Annotated in this window: 10 protein-coding genes and 1 riboswitch; of the genes, 1 reads left to right on the plus strand and 9 read right to left on the minus strand. The window is 63.8% G+C overall.

Annotated features, from left to right (window positions below):
- The first annotated feature begins 102 nt into the window (after window positions 1-102).
- A complete protein-coding gene (locus KP003_RS01545; protein ID WP_216497432.1) occupies window positions 103-3,039 on the plus strand; it encodes a patatin-like phospholipase family protein in 2,937 nt (978 codons plus the stop codon).
- On the opposite strand, the gene KP003_RS01550 is transcribed toward KP003_RS01545, so the two are convergent.
- The 9 genes from KP003_RS01550 to KP003_RS01590 form a co-directional block, all read right to left on the minus strand.
- A complete protein-coding gene (locus KP003_RS01550) occupies window positions 3,036-4,658 on the minus strand; it encodes a hybrid sensor histidine kinase/response regulator (RefSeq protein WP_216497431.1) in 1,623 nt (540 codons plus the stop codon). The two genes, KP003_RS01545 and KP003_RS01550, sit on opposite strands and share 4 nt — an antisense overlap.
- Complete coding sequence (locus KP003_RS01555) at window positions 4,652-4,858, minus strand: hypothetical protein (RefSeq protein ID WP_216497430.1); 207 nt, start codon at window positions 4,856-4,858, stop codon at window positions 4,652-4,654. The genes KP003_RS01550 and KP003_RS01555 overlap by 7 nt, the downstream gene beginning before the upstream one ends.
- A 77-nt stretch (window positions 4,859-4,935) precedes the next feature.
- Window positions 4,936-5,012: riboswitch (cyclic di-GMP riboswitch) on the minus strand.
- A 118-nt stretch (window positions 5,013-5,130) separates the two neighbouring features.
- On the minus strand, window positions 5,131-7,038 hold the full coding sequence (locus KP003_RS01560) for an Lnb N-terminal periplasmic domain-containing protein (protein ID WP_236026715.1): 1,908 nt from the start codon (window positions 7,036-7,038) through the stop codon (window positions 5,131-5,133).
- A gap of 98 nt (window positions 7,039-7,136) precedes the next feature.
- A complete protein-coding gene (locus KP003_RS01565; protein WP_216497429.1) occupies window positions 7,137-7,607 on the minus strand; it encodes a DUF3015 family protein in 471 nt (156 codons plus the stop codon).
- Between the two features lie 302 nt (window positions 7,608-7,909).
- Window positions 7,910-9,919 carry a methyl-accepting chemotaxis protein gene (locus KP003_RS01570; RefSeq protein WP_367620866.1) on the minus strand — a complete coding sequence of 670 codons (2,010 nt, stop codon included), beginning with the start codon at window positions 9,917-9,919 and terminating at the stop codon, window positions 7,910-7,912.
- A 237-nt stretch (window positions 9,920-10,156) separates the two neighbouring features.
- Window positions 10,157-11,467, minus strand: coding sequence for an NCS2 family permease (locus KP003_RS01575; RefSeq protein ID WP_216497427.1), 1,311 nt, complete (start codon window positions 11,465-11,467; stop codon window positions 10,157-10,159).
- Window positions 11,468-11,469: 2 nt separating this feature from the next.
- Window positions 11,470-12,021 carry a hypoxanthine-guanine phosphoribosyltransferase gene (locus KP003_RS01580; RefSeq protein ID WP_216497426.1) on the minus strand — a complete coding sequence of 184 codons (552 nt, stop codon included), beginning with the start codon at window positions 12,019-12,021 and terminating at the stop codon, window positions 11,470-11,472.
- 128 nt (window positions 12,022-12,149) lie between these two features.
- The gene (locus tag KP003_RS01585; protein WP_216497425.1) at window positions 12,150-13,721 is read right to left on the minus strand and encodes an amino acid adenylation domain-containing protein; all 1,572 of its coding nucleotides are present in this window, start codon (window positions 13,719-13,721) and stop codon (window positions 12,150-12,152) included.
- A 20-nt stretch (window positions 13,722-13,741) separates the two neighbouring features.
- Window positions 13,742-14,890: an acyl-CoA dehydrogenase family protein gene (locus KP003_RS01590; RefSeq protein WP_216497424.1), complete on the minus strand. Its 1,149-nt coding sequence runs from the start codon at window positions 14,888-14,890 to the stop codon at window positions 13,742-13,744.
- Window positions 14,891-14,903: the final 13 nt, after the last annotated feature.

Here is a 14,903-nt window from a genome sequence, read left to right on the forward strand (position 1 = left end):
AAGGGGGGCGGCTTGACAGTGGCCAAAGAACTTGTACCCTACCTCGATGCATTAGAGTGTTGTAAGGTTGATTCCAATGTGCGTTGGCCGGGGGGGAACTGCATGAAAGCAACCACGCTTTGTCGAGTCTATCTTCGCAGCGGTCCGCGCAACGTCCTCGCTTACCCTCGCAAGGTGATACCCGCAGGCGCCGAGGTCGCGGTGCTCGAACTCGCCGGCGAGTGGCTCAAGGTCGGTTATTTAGAGAAGGAGGGGTTCCTGCGCAGGGACTCCGTCGAATTGGAGCCGGGCAGCGACCGGGAGTATTACGAACTCCCCGAGGTTTTGCTGCGCGAACTGGCAGCCATCCGGGAGAGCAGGGGGGAGGAAGGAGATGCGGGGCAGAGTGCACTTCCCGCTGAGGAAGACAAGGAAAGCAGGCTGCGCCGGGTGATACCGCAACTGCACGCGGCACGGCTGACCGCCCTCTGCCTCTCCGGCGGCGGCATCCGGAGCGCCACCTTCAACCTGGGCGTGCTCCAGGGGTTGGCGAGATGCGGGCTCCTGGGCAAGGTTGACTATCTCTCGACCGTCTCGGGAGGCGGGTACATCGGCAGTTGGCTCAGTTCCTGGATTTCCAGGGAGACCGGGACCGCGAAGGACAGGCTGGACAAGGTGACCCGGGTGCTGGCGCAGCAGACGGAGGAATCCCGGCGCCGGGAACCTTACCAGGTCCGTTTCCTGCGTGATTACAGCAACTACCTCACCCCCCGCGTCGGGATGTTCAGCGTCGACACCTGGAGCATCATCGGGACCTATCTGAGGAACCTGCTTTTGAACTGGCTGGTGCTGATACCGATGTTGTTCACCTTCCTGCTGCTGCCGAGGTTGCTGGTGCTCCTGGTTTCCGGCCAAGGGATGGAGACCGGGGGGGGAGAGTGGCTGCTCTGGGGCGGGGTGTGCGTCGGCATCCTGCCCATCGCCTACACGGTGATAGATCTCCCCAGCATAGGGGACGGAAAACTGGATAAGGGATACTTCATCGCCTTCTTCCTGGTTCCCCTGCTGCTCATGGCGGTTGCTCTACCGTCCTATTGGGGCTGCAGCTATCTCGCCACGGACGCTACCTATCCGGATGTCACGGTTTTTATCGGGTTCGCGATCTCGGTCCATCTGGGTGGGTGGGTGGCCGGGCACCTCTGGCTCTGGACCAAAAAGGTCTCCCGTCCCCTGCTGCCGGCTGCCGTCTTCTTCGTCTGTGCGGCCCTGACCGGTGCCGTCGCCGGTGCCCTCGGCTGGGTCGCAGCCACGAGGCTCCTGCCGGTCCTCCTGACCAGGGTCGCGTATCCCGAACTGCTCTTCGCCGTTCTCTCTGTTCCCCTGGTGCTGACGGACTACCTGTTGACCGGCACGCTGCTGGTGGCGCTTCTTTCTCGTTTCACGGGGGACCAGGACCGGGAATGGTGGGGACGCGCCGGCGGCGTGACCATCATGGCGGGGCTGGCCTGGGCTGCCCTGCTGGCCCTGGTTGTCTACGGGCCATGGCTCATCCTCCCCGAATCGCACGGGCTCTGGAAGAAGCTCTACGCCCTGCTGGGGGGCGGTGCGGGCATCGCGGCTGCCTTGATGGGGAAGAACGCGGCCACCCCCGCCCTGCGCCCCGGCATCTCCATGGACAGGGTTCGCACCCAGCTTCCTGCGGCCGCGGCAGTATTGTTCCTCCTGTTCCTGGTGCAGGCCGTATCGCTTGCCGCCACCTGCCTGCTCTGGTGGGGAGAGCTCCCCTGGTCGCCGGGGCGGGGGGGGATACCCTCGGATGTGCCGCTGGGCGTCGGCTTCCTGACCCACCTCTACCTTTTGGCCAACACCCAGGTGGCCTGCCTGCTTTGGCTTGCTGCCGCGACCGCATCCATCTGGTTGCTTATGGCCTTGATGGTGAACATCAACAGCTTCTCGATGCACGCCATGTATCGCAACCGCCTGGTCCGGTGCTACCTCGGGGCCTCCCGCCGCAAGGAGGAAAGGTGCCCCAACCCCTTCACCGGCTTCGACAGGAACGACGACCGCGCCATGGTGGAACTCGGCACCCGTCCCTTCCACGTCGTGAACATGGCCTGGAACCTGGTCAAGGGGAAGAGGTTGGCCTGGCAGCAGCGAAAGGCGGCCTCCTTCACCATGACCCCCCTTTTCGCGGGGAGCGACCTGAGTTCCGACGACCGCGCCAAGGGGGTCAAGCCCGGAGGGTACCGCGACATGGCTTCCTACGGAGCCGGATGGGTACCCCGTACCGCCCACCCGACCACCCTGGGGACCGCCATGGCGATCTCGGGGGCCGCTGCCAGCCCGAACATGGGGTACCATTCCTCATCGCTGGTCACCTTCGTGATGGCGTTTTTCAACGTGAGGCTCGGGTGGTGGCTGGGGAACCCCGGCACGGGGATGCACGGCGCCTGGCGCAAGGCCTCGCCGGGGCTGGCCCTGATCCCGCTCTTGAAGGAGACCTTCGGGTTCACCCGCGAGGACGGCAAGGACATCTACCTCTCCGACGGTGGTCACTTCGAAAACCTCGGGCTCTACGAGATGGTGCGCAGGAGGTGCCGCTACATGGTGGTCTGCGACGCGGGCTGCGACTGCGATGGGAGATTCGAGGACCTGGGGAACGCGGTGCGCAAGGTGAGGGCCGATTTCGGCGTGGAGATCGACATCGATCTGGCGGCAGTGCGGGCGAAAAAACTCCATTTCGCGGTGGGCACCGTACGTTATGGCTGCTGCGGGGAGGAGGAGGCGGACGAGGGGTGCGTGCTGTACCTGAAGCCGGTGCTGACTGGCGACGAGTCGGCGGACCTGCTCAATTACGGCAGGGTGCACGCCGAGTTCCCGCATGAGCCGACTGCGGACCAGTGGTTCGACGAGGCCCAGTTCGAGAGCTATCGAAAGCTCGGGCTGCACTCGGTGCTGCAACTGACCGGAGGGGGGTTCCTTGAACTGGAGGAATGCTTCAGCCGCGCCGGCAGGCTGCACCGGCGCGCGCTCAAAGAGCTGGATCAGCGTCACAGCTAGACCGGGTAATCGGCCTGGTCGGTGCCGGAACCTGCCGCGGCCTCCTTGAGCTTGCGGAGCATGTTGCGCATCTGCTCGCTGTTGTAGGGCTTGGCGAGGAATGCGGCGTGCGGATCCCTGTCGATGAAGGGAGAGACCTCCTTCTTGCCGTAGCCGCTGCAGAAGAGGATGGGAAGCGAAGCGGTCTTCCTGCGCAATTCCTGGTAGGCTTCGACGCCGTCCATTTCGGGCATGGTCAGGTCCATCAGGACCAGGTCGATCTCTCCGGAGCGCTCGTCGTAGATCTCCAAGGCTTCCCGGCCGTTGCAGGCCGTGATGACGCTCAAACCAAGCCCGTTCAACAAGACGGTGCCGACCAGGCGCAGTTCCGGTTCGTCGTCAACCAGCAGGACGGTCCCTTCCAGCCAGTCACGGGATTGGCGCGGCGGCTCGGGGGCGAGTTCCGCCTCCACCCGCGGGCAGGCGGCAGGTGGGGTGGGGAAGAAGATCCTGAAACTCGATCCTTCCCCGAGCACGCTGGAAAGCTGCAGCGCACCGTTGTGGCTCCTGATGATCCCCATGGTGGCGGACATGCCCAGGCCGCGCCCGGTGAACTTGGTGCTGAAGAAGGGCTCGAAGATTCGCTGACGTGTTTCCTCGCTCATGCCGCAGCCGTCGTCGCTGACCTCCAGGCAGACGTAGGAACCCGGGGCGATGGCGTTGCCGAAGACGTCGTGGCCGGCCTGACCGGGGGGGACGGTGTGCCGGGCCAGGGAGATGGCTACCGTCCCTTTCCGGTCGCCGATCGCCTCCACCGCGTTGACGACGAGATTCATGATGATCTGCTGCACCTGCCCCTGGTCCCCCTTGATAAGCGGGACTCCCGGCTCAAGCTGGTACCTTAGGGAGACCTTCTTCTTGAAGCCGGGCTGGAGCATGCTGACCACCTCGCGTACCTGGACGTCGAGGTCTATCTCCGTCTGTAGCAGCGGGCTTTTGCCGGCATAGTTGAGCATCTGCCGGCACAGGTCGGCGGCGCGGTTTCCCGCCTGTTCGATCTGCTCCAGGTGCTTTTGCACCTCTTCGGGCTGCGCTGTGCGGGCCATGGCGCAGTGCCCGAGGATGATGGTCAGGATGTTGTTGAAATCGTGGGCGATGCCGCCGGAAAGCACCCCCAGGCTCTCCAGCCTCTGGGTCTGTTGCAGTTGCTGTTCCAGCGCGAGCCGGTACTCCTCCGCCTTCTTCCGTTCCGTGACGTCGCGGGCCACGTGGACGCAGGCGGTGATCTCGCCGAACTCGTTGTACAGGGGCGAGACCGAGATCTCGAAGAAGCCCCCCAGGTGCTGTTCTTCCATCTCCACGTTAGCCGCCTCCCCCTCCTCCAGCAGTTTCAAGAAGGGGCAGGTGCCGGGAACGTTGCCGATCTCGTGGAAGAGCTCGTAGCATTTGCGGCCGGGGATCTGGGACGGGCGCAAGCCGAGGCGGTCGGCCATGGCGCGGTTGGCGCGGGTGATGGTGTGCTGGGTGTCGGTGATGAAAATGAGGTCAGGAACGGCGTCGAAGGTGAGTTCCCATTCCCGTTTGCCGCGGCTGAGAGCCTCGTAGAGAAACTGCGTGGTTAAATCGCCGTCGACTAACATGCCGTTACCCCCAGGGCGGGAACCATACCTTCAAAGAGCGGTCGGTCTTTCCGGCCGCTGCGTTGCAGGTGCATGCCGGGTTGCAGCGGGATGCGCAGGCTGTCGCAGCCAAGCTCTGGTTTCATGGGGGCCCCCGTGATGTGGCGCCACCCGGCGAGTGGGGGGGAGGCCGTTACGGAACCGAAGAGCAAGCGATGCATGGCCTATCTCTCCTCCGTTTTGCATTCCATCATCCGCACCGGACGCAAAAAAGCCGGGGCAGAATATCGAATGATATTTCGGCAACCCGGCTGTCTCCGAGAGACCCAATAGGCTTTCCGCCCCATCCTCGCGGATGGTTGAGTATTATCGTGTATCTTGTTGATGTATTTGATTTTCGATAATTATGCTCGTTGCCAAGGGTGAAGTCAACGAAATGGCGCCTGCCGACTGGGTAAACCTTGTGAGTTGAATCACTAAAAGACAAGATTTGTCAGAAATAGAAGTTCCACAACAGGCTTTGCTCAGAAACGCCGTGCCCTGAGACATCGGCGAAGCTCAGGCCAAGGCTCAGACTCTGTTGCTGTGCCAACCGGAAGTTCTGTGCCAGCGTCGCCTTGAGAGAGACCCGGTCATCTCCGATGACGTAGAAGAAGGCGGAGCCTTCCAGGTGCATCTTCCACCAATCCCTGACCTGCTCCACGGTGCCAAAGCTCATCCCGGGTGCCGCGGCCGCCGTCCCGCGCAGGTGCCTGCCGCCTTCGACGGCCAATTCGGCGAGGCCGTAGAGGATGCCCCCGAAGGGGGACCTGCCGGCGACGCCCCCCCCGCTGTTCAGCCTGAAGACCAGGGAATCCCTGCCGTCCTTCATCACCTCGGTGTCCCAGCCTGCCGCGACCTTCCAGGAATAGGGCTTGAAGAAGCGATCCCTGGGGGCCGTGGAGAGGATGTCCAGCAGATGCAGGGCGCGCAGCCCAGGGCGCCCCGTCTCCGGCACGTAATCGAGCAGGGTGTCGAAGAACTTGATCTGCGCGCCTTTGAGGTAGCCCTGGTCCGGGTCGAGCAGGGCATGGAATTCGGGTTGCAGCTGCACGGCCGCGTACCACTCTCCGCGGCGCACCCCCCCTCCCAGTCCGACCTTGGAGGTGTGATGCCCGGCGTCGGGAGGGGCGGGGGGCAAAACGGCGTAGGCCGCCTCGCTCCCCGTGCCGAGGGCGCTCCGCTCGGCCAGGATCTTCAGGTAAAGCTTGGTGTAGGCGTCCTGCTCCAGCTCCTTGCGGGCGAGACGCAACTGCACCAACTCCGCGGCGAGGTCCAGCACCTCCCGCTTTTCCTGTTCCGTCCCGGCCGCCGTTTCGATGCTGTGCGGTGGGCGCTTCCCCTGGGCGAGCTCCAGGGCGCTCTGCTGCCCTTGCTCGTCGAGCAGCGAAGCGATCTTGACGATGCGCGCCCCCTGGGAGGGACGGTAAACAGCCTCCTCGAGGATGCCGCTTTGCTGGGCGATCTCGATGGTGTTGGTGGGGTGGACCAGCAGGCCGGTGCGGTCCGAGAGATGCAGCGTGGGACGCGCCGCCTCGATCAGGAACAGCAGGTTGTAGGAGCAGTTCTCGTCCAGGAAATAGTAGTCCGAGGCGATCCGCTGCAGTTCCAGCGCGTGCAGCAGCAACCTGTCCACCTCTTCTTTGGAGAGCTTCAGGCGGTACTCCCACATGTCCCTGTGCTCGAGATCGCTGTACTCCTTCACCTTCTGATAGTAGGGCATCAGTGAGTAGTAACCCTTGTACAGCCCGCTGAGCCCCTTGAAGGCGTAGAGAAATCCGTTGGCGTCGGTGGCGTCGGCCGCGTAATTCACGGCATAGGAGATCAGGTTGCTCTTGCTCGGGCCGTCGATCCTGATCAGGGTGTGCCCGAACATGGAGGCCGGGCTGTTGATGTGTCCCACCGGGAACACGAGCACCGCGGAGCGCGCGTCGATGGTCCTGATCTGCTCCTGCTGTTCCGAACAGACGGCCGCCGGGAGCCGGGCCGGGTCGATGGAGAGCTCCTCGCTGAGCCAGGCCAGGCGCGCCGGGAAGCGGCAGATCGGGTGTTCCCCGTCCGGCGCCTCCGGCCCGAAAAAGGCGGCGACGGTCGCGGAAAGCTCGGCTGCCGGATCGGTCCTGCCGGTGGGGGAGAGGAAGAAGTTGGCGTCGGAAATGCGGCTTATCGTGCCGCCGGTGAGCGTCTTCTTGTAGTGCAGCAGGATCTGCCAGGGGCGCCGCTCCCACAGGCGTCTGTCCTGGGCCTCCTTGACGAGTTGGTCGCGGTAGGCCGGGTCCCCGGCAGCCGCCGGCAGGCAGGGGAGGGGGAGGGTGAGCAGCATCAGGGTACAGAGGGTGCGGCGCAGCAGGGGCATGTTCATTCCAGTGCTCATCACAGGTTGGTGGAGGGATGCTCCGGACATTAAAAAGGGTGCACAACTCTCGCTGTGCACCCTTGTAGCATACTTCCCGTCAAAAATCAGTTGTTGGTTACAGTCACGACGTTGTCGATCACTTCAGCCATCACGATCTTGTCGGAGGTGAAGATCTTGTTGAAGTTGGCCTGCAGTTTGGTTTTGTAGGCATCGCTCTGGGTGGAGGGGACGCCCATCATCTCGACGAAGGTGTCCAGTGTCTCGCCTTTGCCCATTGCGATGTCCTTGGCCAGGTTGTCCATGTTGGCGCGCACGAACTGGTTCAGTTTCTCGTTCTGTGCGATCTTGCCGGGCTGCTGGCACTCGGAGGTGCCGGAGCTGATGCCGAAGGTCTGGGTGCCCGAAGTGCCGTTGGTGGTGGACTGCAGCACCTGGAACAGGATTGAGCCGTCAGCCTTGTTTTCCCACAGCATGGTGCCGAGGCCGCAACCTACGTTGGTGTGGGCCTGGCCGGCGGCGAAGGCGGAAGCGGAAGTCAAAAGAGTGAGTGCGAATGCGATCAGTAACTTTTTCATGGTTGTTCTCCTTTTTTAAGGAAATTTTCACCCTAGTATATGGCCTGCGTCGTCACTGTCAACCGCAACGCGGAAAAAGATCTGCCGGAAGTCGGAATGCTCCCGGAATTTCGGCATCACTCTCGATGCCTCCTCCTTGAGGTCGGGCGCGGCGAACAACGCTCGAGAAAGAGCGCCTCCCCTTGAAAGGGGAGGCGCTCTGATCGGTTTTTAAACGGGTATTTTGGCTAGATCTTGCCGGGTGTTTCGGTTTCTCAAGCAGGGGGCGTGTCGCGATGTTTCCCATCCTTGCGCGCTGCCGGCTATGCCAGTTTGAAGCGCCCCACGATCTGTTGCAGTTCAGAGGCGAGGGCCGACATGTGGGTCGCCGCGTCGGCCGTCTCGTGGGCGCCTCCCGCCGTCTCGGAGACCACCTCCGTAATGGTGCCGATGTTCGCGGTGATCTCGCCGGTCACCGCCGTCTGCTGCTCCGCCGCGGTGGCGATCTGGTGGATCTGGGAGGTGAGCTCGTTGATGGCGTTCAGTATGTCATCGAGCGCTTCGCCCGAGCGGCGCGAGCTTTCCATGCCGCTTTCGACCTCCTGCACCCCGAGGGTCATGCTCCCCACGGCGCCGCTGGTGTCTTTCTGGATCGCCTTTATCATGGCGCCGATCTCCTTGGTCGCCCGCGTGGTCCGTTCCGCCAGCGCGCGGACCTCGTCCGCAACCACCGCGAAGCCGCGCCCCTGCTCTCCGGCCCGGGCCGCCTCTATGGCCGCGTTCAGGGCGAGGAGGTTGGTTTGATCGGCGATGTCTTCGATGGTCCCGACGATCGCGCCGATCTCGTCGGAGCGGGCGCCCAGGTTCTGCACCGTCTGGGCAGACTCCTTCACCCGCTCGGCGATTTTTTGCATGCCGACCAGGGTCTGCTGCACCACCTGGGCCCCGCCGCGGGCGGTGTCACTGGCACGGTTGGATGACTCGGCCGCCTGCGAGCAGTTGCTGGAGATGTCGTTCGAGGTGGCGCTCATCTCCTCGCTCGCCGTGGCGACCGTCCCCGACTGCGCGGCCACCTCCTCGGCGGCGGTGGCTATCTGCACCGCGGTCGCGCTCAGTTGCTGGCAGGAGACGGAAAGCTGGCCCGTGTTCCGGGACAGCTGCGAGACGATGCCGTGCACGTTTTCTATGAAGCGGTTGAACCAGGTGCTTACCTCGCCCAGCTCGTCCTTGCGCCCCACTTCGAGCCGCTTGGTAAGGTCCCCTTCCCCCTCGGCGATGTCCTTGAGCATGACGAGCATGCGGGAGAGCGGCCGGGTGATGCCGAGAGAGATGACGACGCCGAGGAGGCAGGTGCCGAGGCTCGCGGCGGCGGCAAGGACCAGGCTGAGGATCAGGGTGAGCCGGGCGTCGTGGGCCAAGCCCCCGGCGGTCGCCAGGATCTCCTTGGTGAGCACGTCCTCGACCTGCTTCATGGTGTCGATCTTCTCCGTGATCACCGGGAACCAGTTCTCCGCCGGAATGCCGAAGTGCCCCGACAGCCCCTTGGAGAGCACCGCTCCCCTGATCTCCTCGACCTTGCCGAAGACCGGCGCCTTCGCTTTCTCCTCGTAGGCGGCGACCGCCTGCGGCGAGGCGAACTTGCGGAACAGGTCGAGGTAGTCCTGCTGTGCCGCCAGGATGGTCATGGTCCGCTGCAGCCTCTCCTGGTCAAGGACGTCCGCAGCGAGGACGGCGTTCAAGGTCGCCCGCTCCTTACCGGTCTCCTCCTTGGCCTTCACGAAGCTGTAGTAGGCGGTCGCCTGGCGCATCACCTCGCGCTTCCCGCTGGTGGTGGCAACGGCAGCCACCACGTCCATGTACGAGTTGATCAGCCCGGTGTAGAAGGTGTAGGCTTCTCCGCCGGTGACCTGAAGGGTGTCGATGCCGGAGCGGGTTTCCTTGAGCCTCCCGATGGCGTTTCCCGCGGCGTCGAGGCTTGCCTTCACCAACGCGACGGATGCCCCGTTCTTCTCCAGGAAGGAGGCGACCGACTGGATCTCCCGGTCCACCTTGGCCCGCTGGCCGGCCAGTTCCTCCTTGAATTTGCCCCCCTTGGCGTTGAGGTAGCCGGAGGTGTAGCCGCGCTCTTTCTGGATCTGGTGCGAGAGTTCGCCGACCTGCACCGCCAGGGTGGTCAGTTTCTGGGTCTGGACGAGCCCCTGCAGGGCGGCGTAGTCCTTGGATGCGTTGTAAATGGAAAACACGACCATCCCGAGCACCGGGACGGCCATCATCAGCATCAGCTTGGTGCGGATTCTCAGATTCTGCAGCATGATCGTTCCCTTTCTTGGCACGGGCTCTTCCAGCCTCTATCCCCGCGTCTGAGGCGCGACTGGCGGCGCCTTATGACAGTGTCTTTGCCTGCCTTTGACATTCGTTTTCATTTTATCGGCCGCCCGGCTGAGAACTTTAGGGGAAAATGTGCCGGAAAGGGGGAGGCCCGGCGCAGGGCGCGCCGGAGGGGAAACGTAAAAAGCCGCTGCACCTTACGATGCAGCGGCTTGATTGCAGATGGGCGACCGGAGCTGCGCTTACTTCGCGCCGAACAGGAAGTAGGAGAGAGACAGCAGGGCGAGGACCCACATCCCCCCCTTCATCTCCTTGATGCGGCCGGTGGCGCCCTTCATCAGCGGGTAGGCGATGAAGCCCGCGGTCATGCCCACACCGATGTTGTAGGTGAAGATCATGAGCACCACGGTCAGGAAGGCCGGGATCAGTTCGGTGAAGTCGTCGAAGTCGATCTTCGCGAGCGGGCTGATCATGTACGACCCGATCACGATCAGGGCGATGCCGTAGGCGTGCGCCGGGACGATGGTGAAGAGGGGGGCGAAGAAGAGAGCCAGCAGGAAGAAGAATGCGGTTACGAGGGCGGTGAAGCCGGTGCGGCCCCCTTCCTCGATGCCGGCGGCGGACTCGATGTAGGCGCCGGTGGTGGTGGTGCCGAGCAGCGGCGCGGCGACGGTGGCAAGGGCGTCGGCCAGCATTGGCTTCTCGATCTCCGGGAGGTTGCCGTTCTCATCCAGCAGGTCGGCGCGCATGGAGAGGCCGAGGAGCGTCCCGACGGTGTCGAGGAAGGCCATGATGAAGATGGTCAGGATGATCGGGAAGAAGCCGGGGGTGAGGGCGCCGGCGAAGTCGAGCTTGAACAGGATCGGGGTGATGTCCGGCGGCATGCTGACGAAGGATTGCGGCAGCGGGGTCACCTTCAGGATGATGGAGGCGATGGTGGTGACCACGATGCCGATCATCATGGAGCCGAGCACCTTGCGGGAGATGAGCACCACGGTAAAGAGCAGACCGAAGACGGCCAGGAGCACGGAGGGGTGGGACAGGTCGCCAAGTTTCACCGGCGCGCCCGGAACGCCCAGGACGACGATGCCGGTTTCGTTGAGGCCGATGAAGGTGAGGAACAGGCCGATGCCGGTGGCGAAGGCGCACTTGAGCGACAGCGGGATGGACTCGGCAAGCCAGCTCCTGACCTTGAACAGGGTGAGCAGGGTGAAGATGACCCCCGCGAAGAAGACGGCGGCCAGGGCGGTCTGCCAGGTGTACCCCATCACCTTGACCACGACGAAGGCGATGAAAGCGTTCTCGCTCATGTAGGGGGCGATGGCGAAGGGGCGGTTGGCGAAGAAGGCCATGAGCACGGTGCCGAACACGGCGGCGATGATGGTGGCGGTGGTGGAGGGGCCGCGCGGGATGCCGGCGTTCTCGAGGATGGCCGGATTGACGATGATGATGTACGCCATGGTGAGGAAGGTGGTGAGACCGGCGATGATCTCGCGCTTCATGCTGGTGCCGTAGCGTTGGAACTGGAAGTAAGTGGCTATACGGGAGGTCATTGCTAGTTTTGCTCCTTCATTGCGTAGAGTGCGGGCAGATTGCGCCAGTATCCTGCGATGTCCATGCCGCAGCCGAACAGGAAGCGGTCTTCGACCTCGAGCCCGACGAAGTCGGCCTTGGCGCCGGGGGCCTTTCGGTCATGGATCTTGTCGACCAGGACGGCGGTGTACACCTCGGCCGCACCTTCCTCCCGGCAGAACTTGGTGATCTCGGCCAGCGTCACCCCCTCGTCGAGGATGTCGTCGATGAGCAGCACCGTGCGTCCCTTCAGGGAGCGTTCCGGTTTCACCTTCCAGAGCAGGTTGCCGCCGAACATCTCCGCGCCGTAACGGGTGGCATGGAGGTAATCCAGCTCGAGGGCAAAGGGGAGCTTGTCCACCAGTTTGCCGGTCACGAACAGCCCGCCGTTCATGATGCAGTACGCGATCGGGTTACTCCCCGCCAGGCGCTCCGCGATTTCCTGCGCCATGCGTGACAGCGCCTCCTCGACTTCCTGCTCCGACCTCAGACAATCCGCTTTCTGGCGAATGTCCTCCATGTCCTTGAGTACCATTTCCGCTCCTTCGGAACATTTGTTTAAAGCCGCCGAACCATAGCAGATTTGTGCAGTAAAAACAACTAATTGAACTTTCATTAGTTGGGGTTTCCCGTATACGGGTGCCGGGGGGGATTGAGGCGGGGTCAGGGGGTGAATTCGCGCTCCAGGGCCTTGCGGTCGATCTTGCTGTTGGAGGTGACCGGGAGAGCCGGGCGGCAGATAATCCTTTCGGGAATCATGTACTTGGGGAGGTGGGCACCGCACAGTCCGAGGAGCTCGGCCGCTTCCGGGACGGCACCCTCGACGTGGGAGACGTAGGCTACGATGCGGCTGCCGGTGAGCTCGTCCGGAATGGCGATCACCGCCGCCTGCCTGATTTCGGGGTGGCTGTTGAGGACGACCTCGATCTCGTCCAGCTCCACCCGGAAGCCCTTGCTCTTCACCATGTGGTCCTTGCGCCCGGCGAAGACGAAGTTTCCATCGCCGTCCAGGCGCACCACGTCGCCGGTCCGGTAGACCCTGGCGTGACTGGAGGGGTTGCGGGGGTCGGGGGTGAAGTGGGCGGCGGTGCGTACGGGATCGTTCCAGTATCCAAGCGCCACCGTGGCGCTCAAGATGTGCAGCTCCCCCTCGCGCCCCGGCTCGGTCACCAGCTCTCCCGCCTCGTCGATGGCGAACACCTCGAAGTTTGGGAAGGGGGTCCCGATCGGTATCTTCCAGGCGTCCTGGGGGAGTTCATCCGGCACCCGGAAAAAGAGGGAGGAGTTGGCCTCGGTCTGGCCGTAGATGTTGTAGAAGGAGGCGGCGGGCATGAAGCGTTTCAGGACCTTCAGGTACTTGACCGGCATGAGATCGCCCGAGAAATGCACCAGGCGGAGTTTCGGGAGGGTGAGCCGGTCCAGGGCCCCCTGGTCGGCGAGCTTGGTCAGCACCGACGCCACCGAGTTCCATACCGTGATCTCCTCGCGATGCAGGAACTCGGCGAGGCGCACCGGGAACGCGGAGAGCGCCTCCGGTACCAGCACCACCGTGGCGCCCCCCCTCATGGCGCAGAAGATGTCGAAGATGGAGAGGTCGAAGTGCAGCGGCGCGTGGTTCGCGATGCGGTCCCCGCCCCCTATGGCGAAGAACTCGGTGGCCATGTTGACGAAGGTGAGGGCGTTCAGGTGGGAGATGACCACCCCCTTGGGGGAGCCGGTGGAGCCGGAGGTGTGCAGGATGTAGGCGGGGGAGGCGCCGCAGACCTGGGGGCGAAGGGGGGTGCCCGTCTGCCGCTCCAGGTTTTTCCAGTCGATCACCTCCACCCCTGGGATTCCGCCGGTGGGGGCGGTCACTACCGCCTTTTCCAGCCTCAACCCTTGATCGGTCTCAGAAAGCAGCCGCTCCAGCTGCTGCGCAGAGGCGATGGCGAGCCTGATGCCGCAATGGTTGATGATGGAGCAAAGGCGCGGCGCGGGGGAGGCGGGGTCGAGCGGCACGTAGATTCCGCCTGCCTTGAGGATGGCGAACAGGGCCACGATGCACTCGATCGACTTGTTCAAGAGGATGCCCACCCGGTCGCCGCGCCTGACGCCGTGGGCCATAAGCAGCGCCGCCAGCCGGTTGCTCGTCTCCTCCAACTCCCGATACGAGAGTGCCCGGTCCTTGAAGAGCACCGCCTGCCGTTGCGGGAAGGCCGCCGCGCTTTGGGTCAAAAGCTGCTGCAGCAGGTACATGGCGTCCCTCCTCTCGGGCTCTAGAGCCCCAGGAAGCTGGCGATGATGTTCCTCTGGATCTCGGAGGTGCCCGAGTAGATCTTCCCTGCGATGGCGTCGCGCAGGTTGCGCTCGAAGTCGAACTCGGTCGAGTAGCCGTAGGCTCCGTGTATCTGCAGGGCGTCGCCGGCGTTTTGCACGTAGCTCTCGCTGATGAAGAGCTTGGCCATGGCCGACTCCAAGGGGGCCCGCCGGCCGGCGCTCTTCAACCCGGCCACGCGGTGCAGCATGAGGCGGGAAAGCTCGGTGCGCAGCTTCATGTCGGCTATCTTGTGCGAGACCGACTGGCATTTCCCGATCGCACGGCCGAACTGGTGCCGTTGCCGGGCGTACTCCACGCACTCCTCGAGGATCTTTTCCATGGCCCCCAGGTGGGCCGCGAACAGGCAGCTTCGCTCCCACTCCATCTCCGAATTGAAGATGGCGGCGCCGCTCCCCTCCGCACCGAGCCGGTTCTCCTCGGGGACCTCGCAATCCTCCAGGAAGACCTCCCCCAGGGGGCAGGTCCTGAGCCCCATGGTCTCGAGGGGGCGTCCCGCGGAAAACCCGGGGAACCCCTTCTCCACGATGAAGGCGGAGATCCCGGCGAACCCCTTGCTGCCGTCGGTCACCGCGAAGACCAGCAGGAGGTCGGCGATCGGCGCGTTGGTGATGAAGGTTTTGGAGCCGTTGAGCAGGTAGCGGTCCCCACGCTTCTCGGCCCGGCAGCGCATGCTGAAGGCGTCCGAACCAGCCTCCGGCTCGGTCATGGCGTGCCCCCCCTTGAGCTCTCCTGAAATGAGCCCGGGGAGGTACCGCCGTCTCTGCCCCGGCGTCCCGAAACGGTTGATGGGGGATTCGCAGGTCCAGATATGGGAGTTGAGGGAGAAGAGGAGGCCGCTGTCACGGCAGGCATAGCCGAGCCCCTCCATGGTGGCGACGGCGGTCATGGTGTCGAGGCCGAGCCCGCCGTACTCCTCGGGCATGGTGATGCCGGGGATGCCGAACTCGGCGCACTTGCGCCATCCCTCCTCGAAGAATTTCCCCAGCTTTTCCCGCTCCTTGGCCCCCGGGTTCAGGTCGCGCCGGGCGAATTCCATCGCCATCTCCCTGAACTTATCCTGTTCGGCTGTGAAGGTGGTTGCGTCCATGTGCGCCTCGCGG

The organism is Geomonas diazotrophica, from assembly GCF_019063885.1.
GTDB classification, from domain to species: Bacteria; Desulfobacterota; Desulfuromonadia; order Geobacterales; family Geobacteraceae; genus Geomonas; species Geomonas diazotrophica.

Bases quoted from the DNA above. Each gene is read 5' to 3' on its own strand.
- KP003_RS01545 (WP_216497432.1), top strand. From the start codon at position 103: ATGAAAGCAACCACGCTTTGTCGAGTCTATCTTCGCAGCGGTCCGCGC.
- KP003_RS01550 (WP_216497431.1), bottom strand. From the start codon at position 4,658: ATGTTAGTCGACGGCGATTTAACCACGCAGTTTCTCTACGAGGCTCTC.
- KP003_RS01555 (WP_216497430.1), bottom strand. From the start codon at position 4,858: ATGCATCGCTTGCTCTTCGGTTCCGTAACGGCCTCCCCCCCACTCGCC.
- KP003_RS01560 (WP_236026715.1), bottom strand. From the start codon at position 7,038: ATGAACATGCCCCTGCTGCGCCGCACCCTCTGTACCCTGATGCTGCTC.
- KP003_RS01565 (WP_216497429.1), bottom strand. From the start codon at position 7,607: ATGAAAAAGTTACTGATCGCATTCGCACTCACTCTTTTGACTTCCGCT.
- KP003_RS01575 (WP_216497427.1), bottom strand. From the start codon at position 11,467: ATGACCTCCCGTATAGCCACTTACTTCCAGTTCCAACGCTACGGCACC.
- KP003_RS01580 (WP_216497426.1), bottom strand. From the start codon at position 12,021: ATGGTACTCAAGGACATGGAGGACATTCGCCAGAAAGCGGATTGTCTG.
- KP003_RS01585 (WP_216497425.1), bottom strand. From the start codon at position 13,721: ATGTACCTGCTGCAGCAGCTTTTGACCCAAAGCGCGGCGGCCTTCCCG.
- KP003_RS01590 (WP_216497424.1), bottom strand. From the start codon at position 14,890: ATGGACGCAACCACCTTCACAGCCGAACAGGATAAGTTCAGGGAGATG.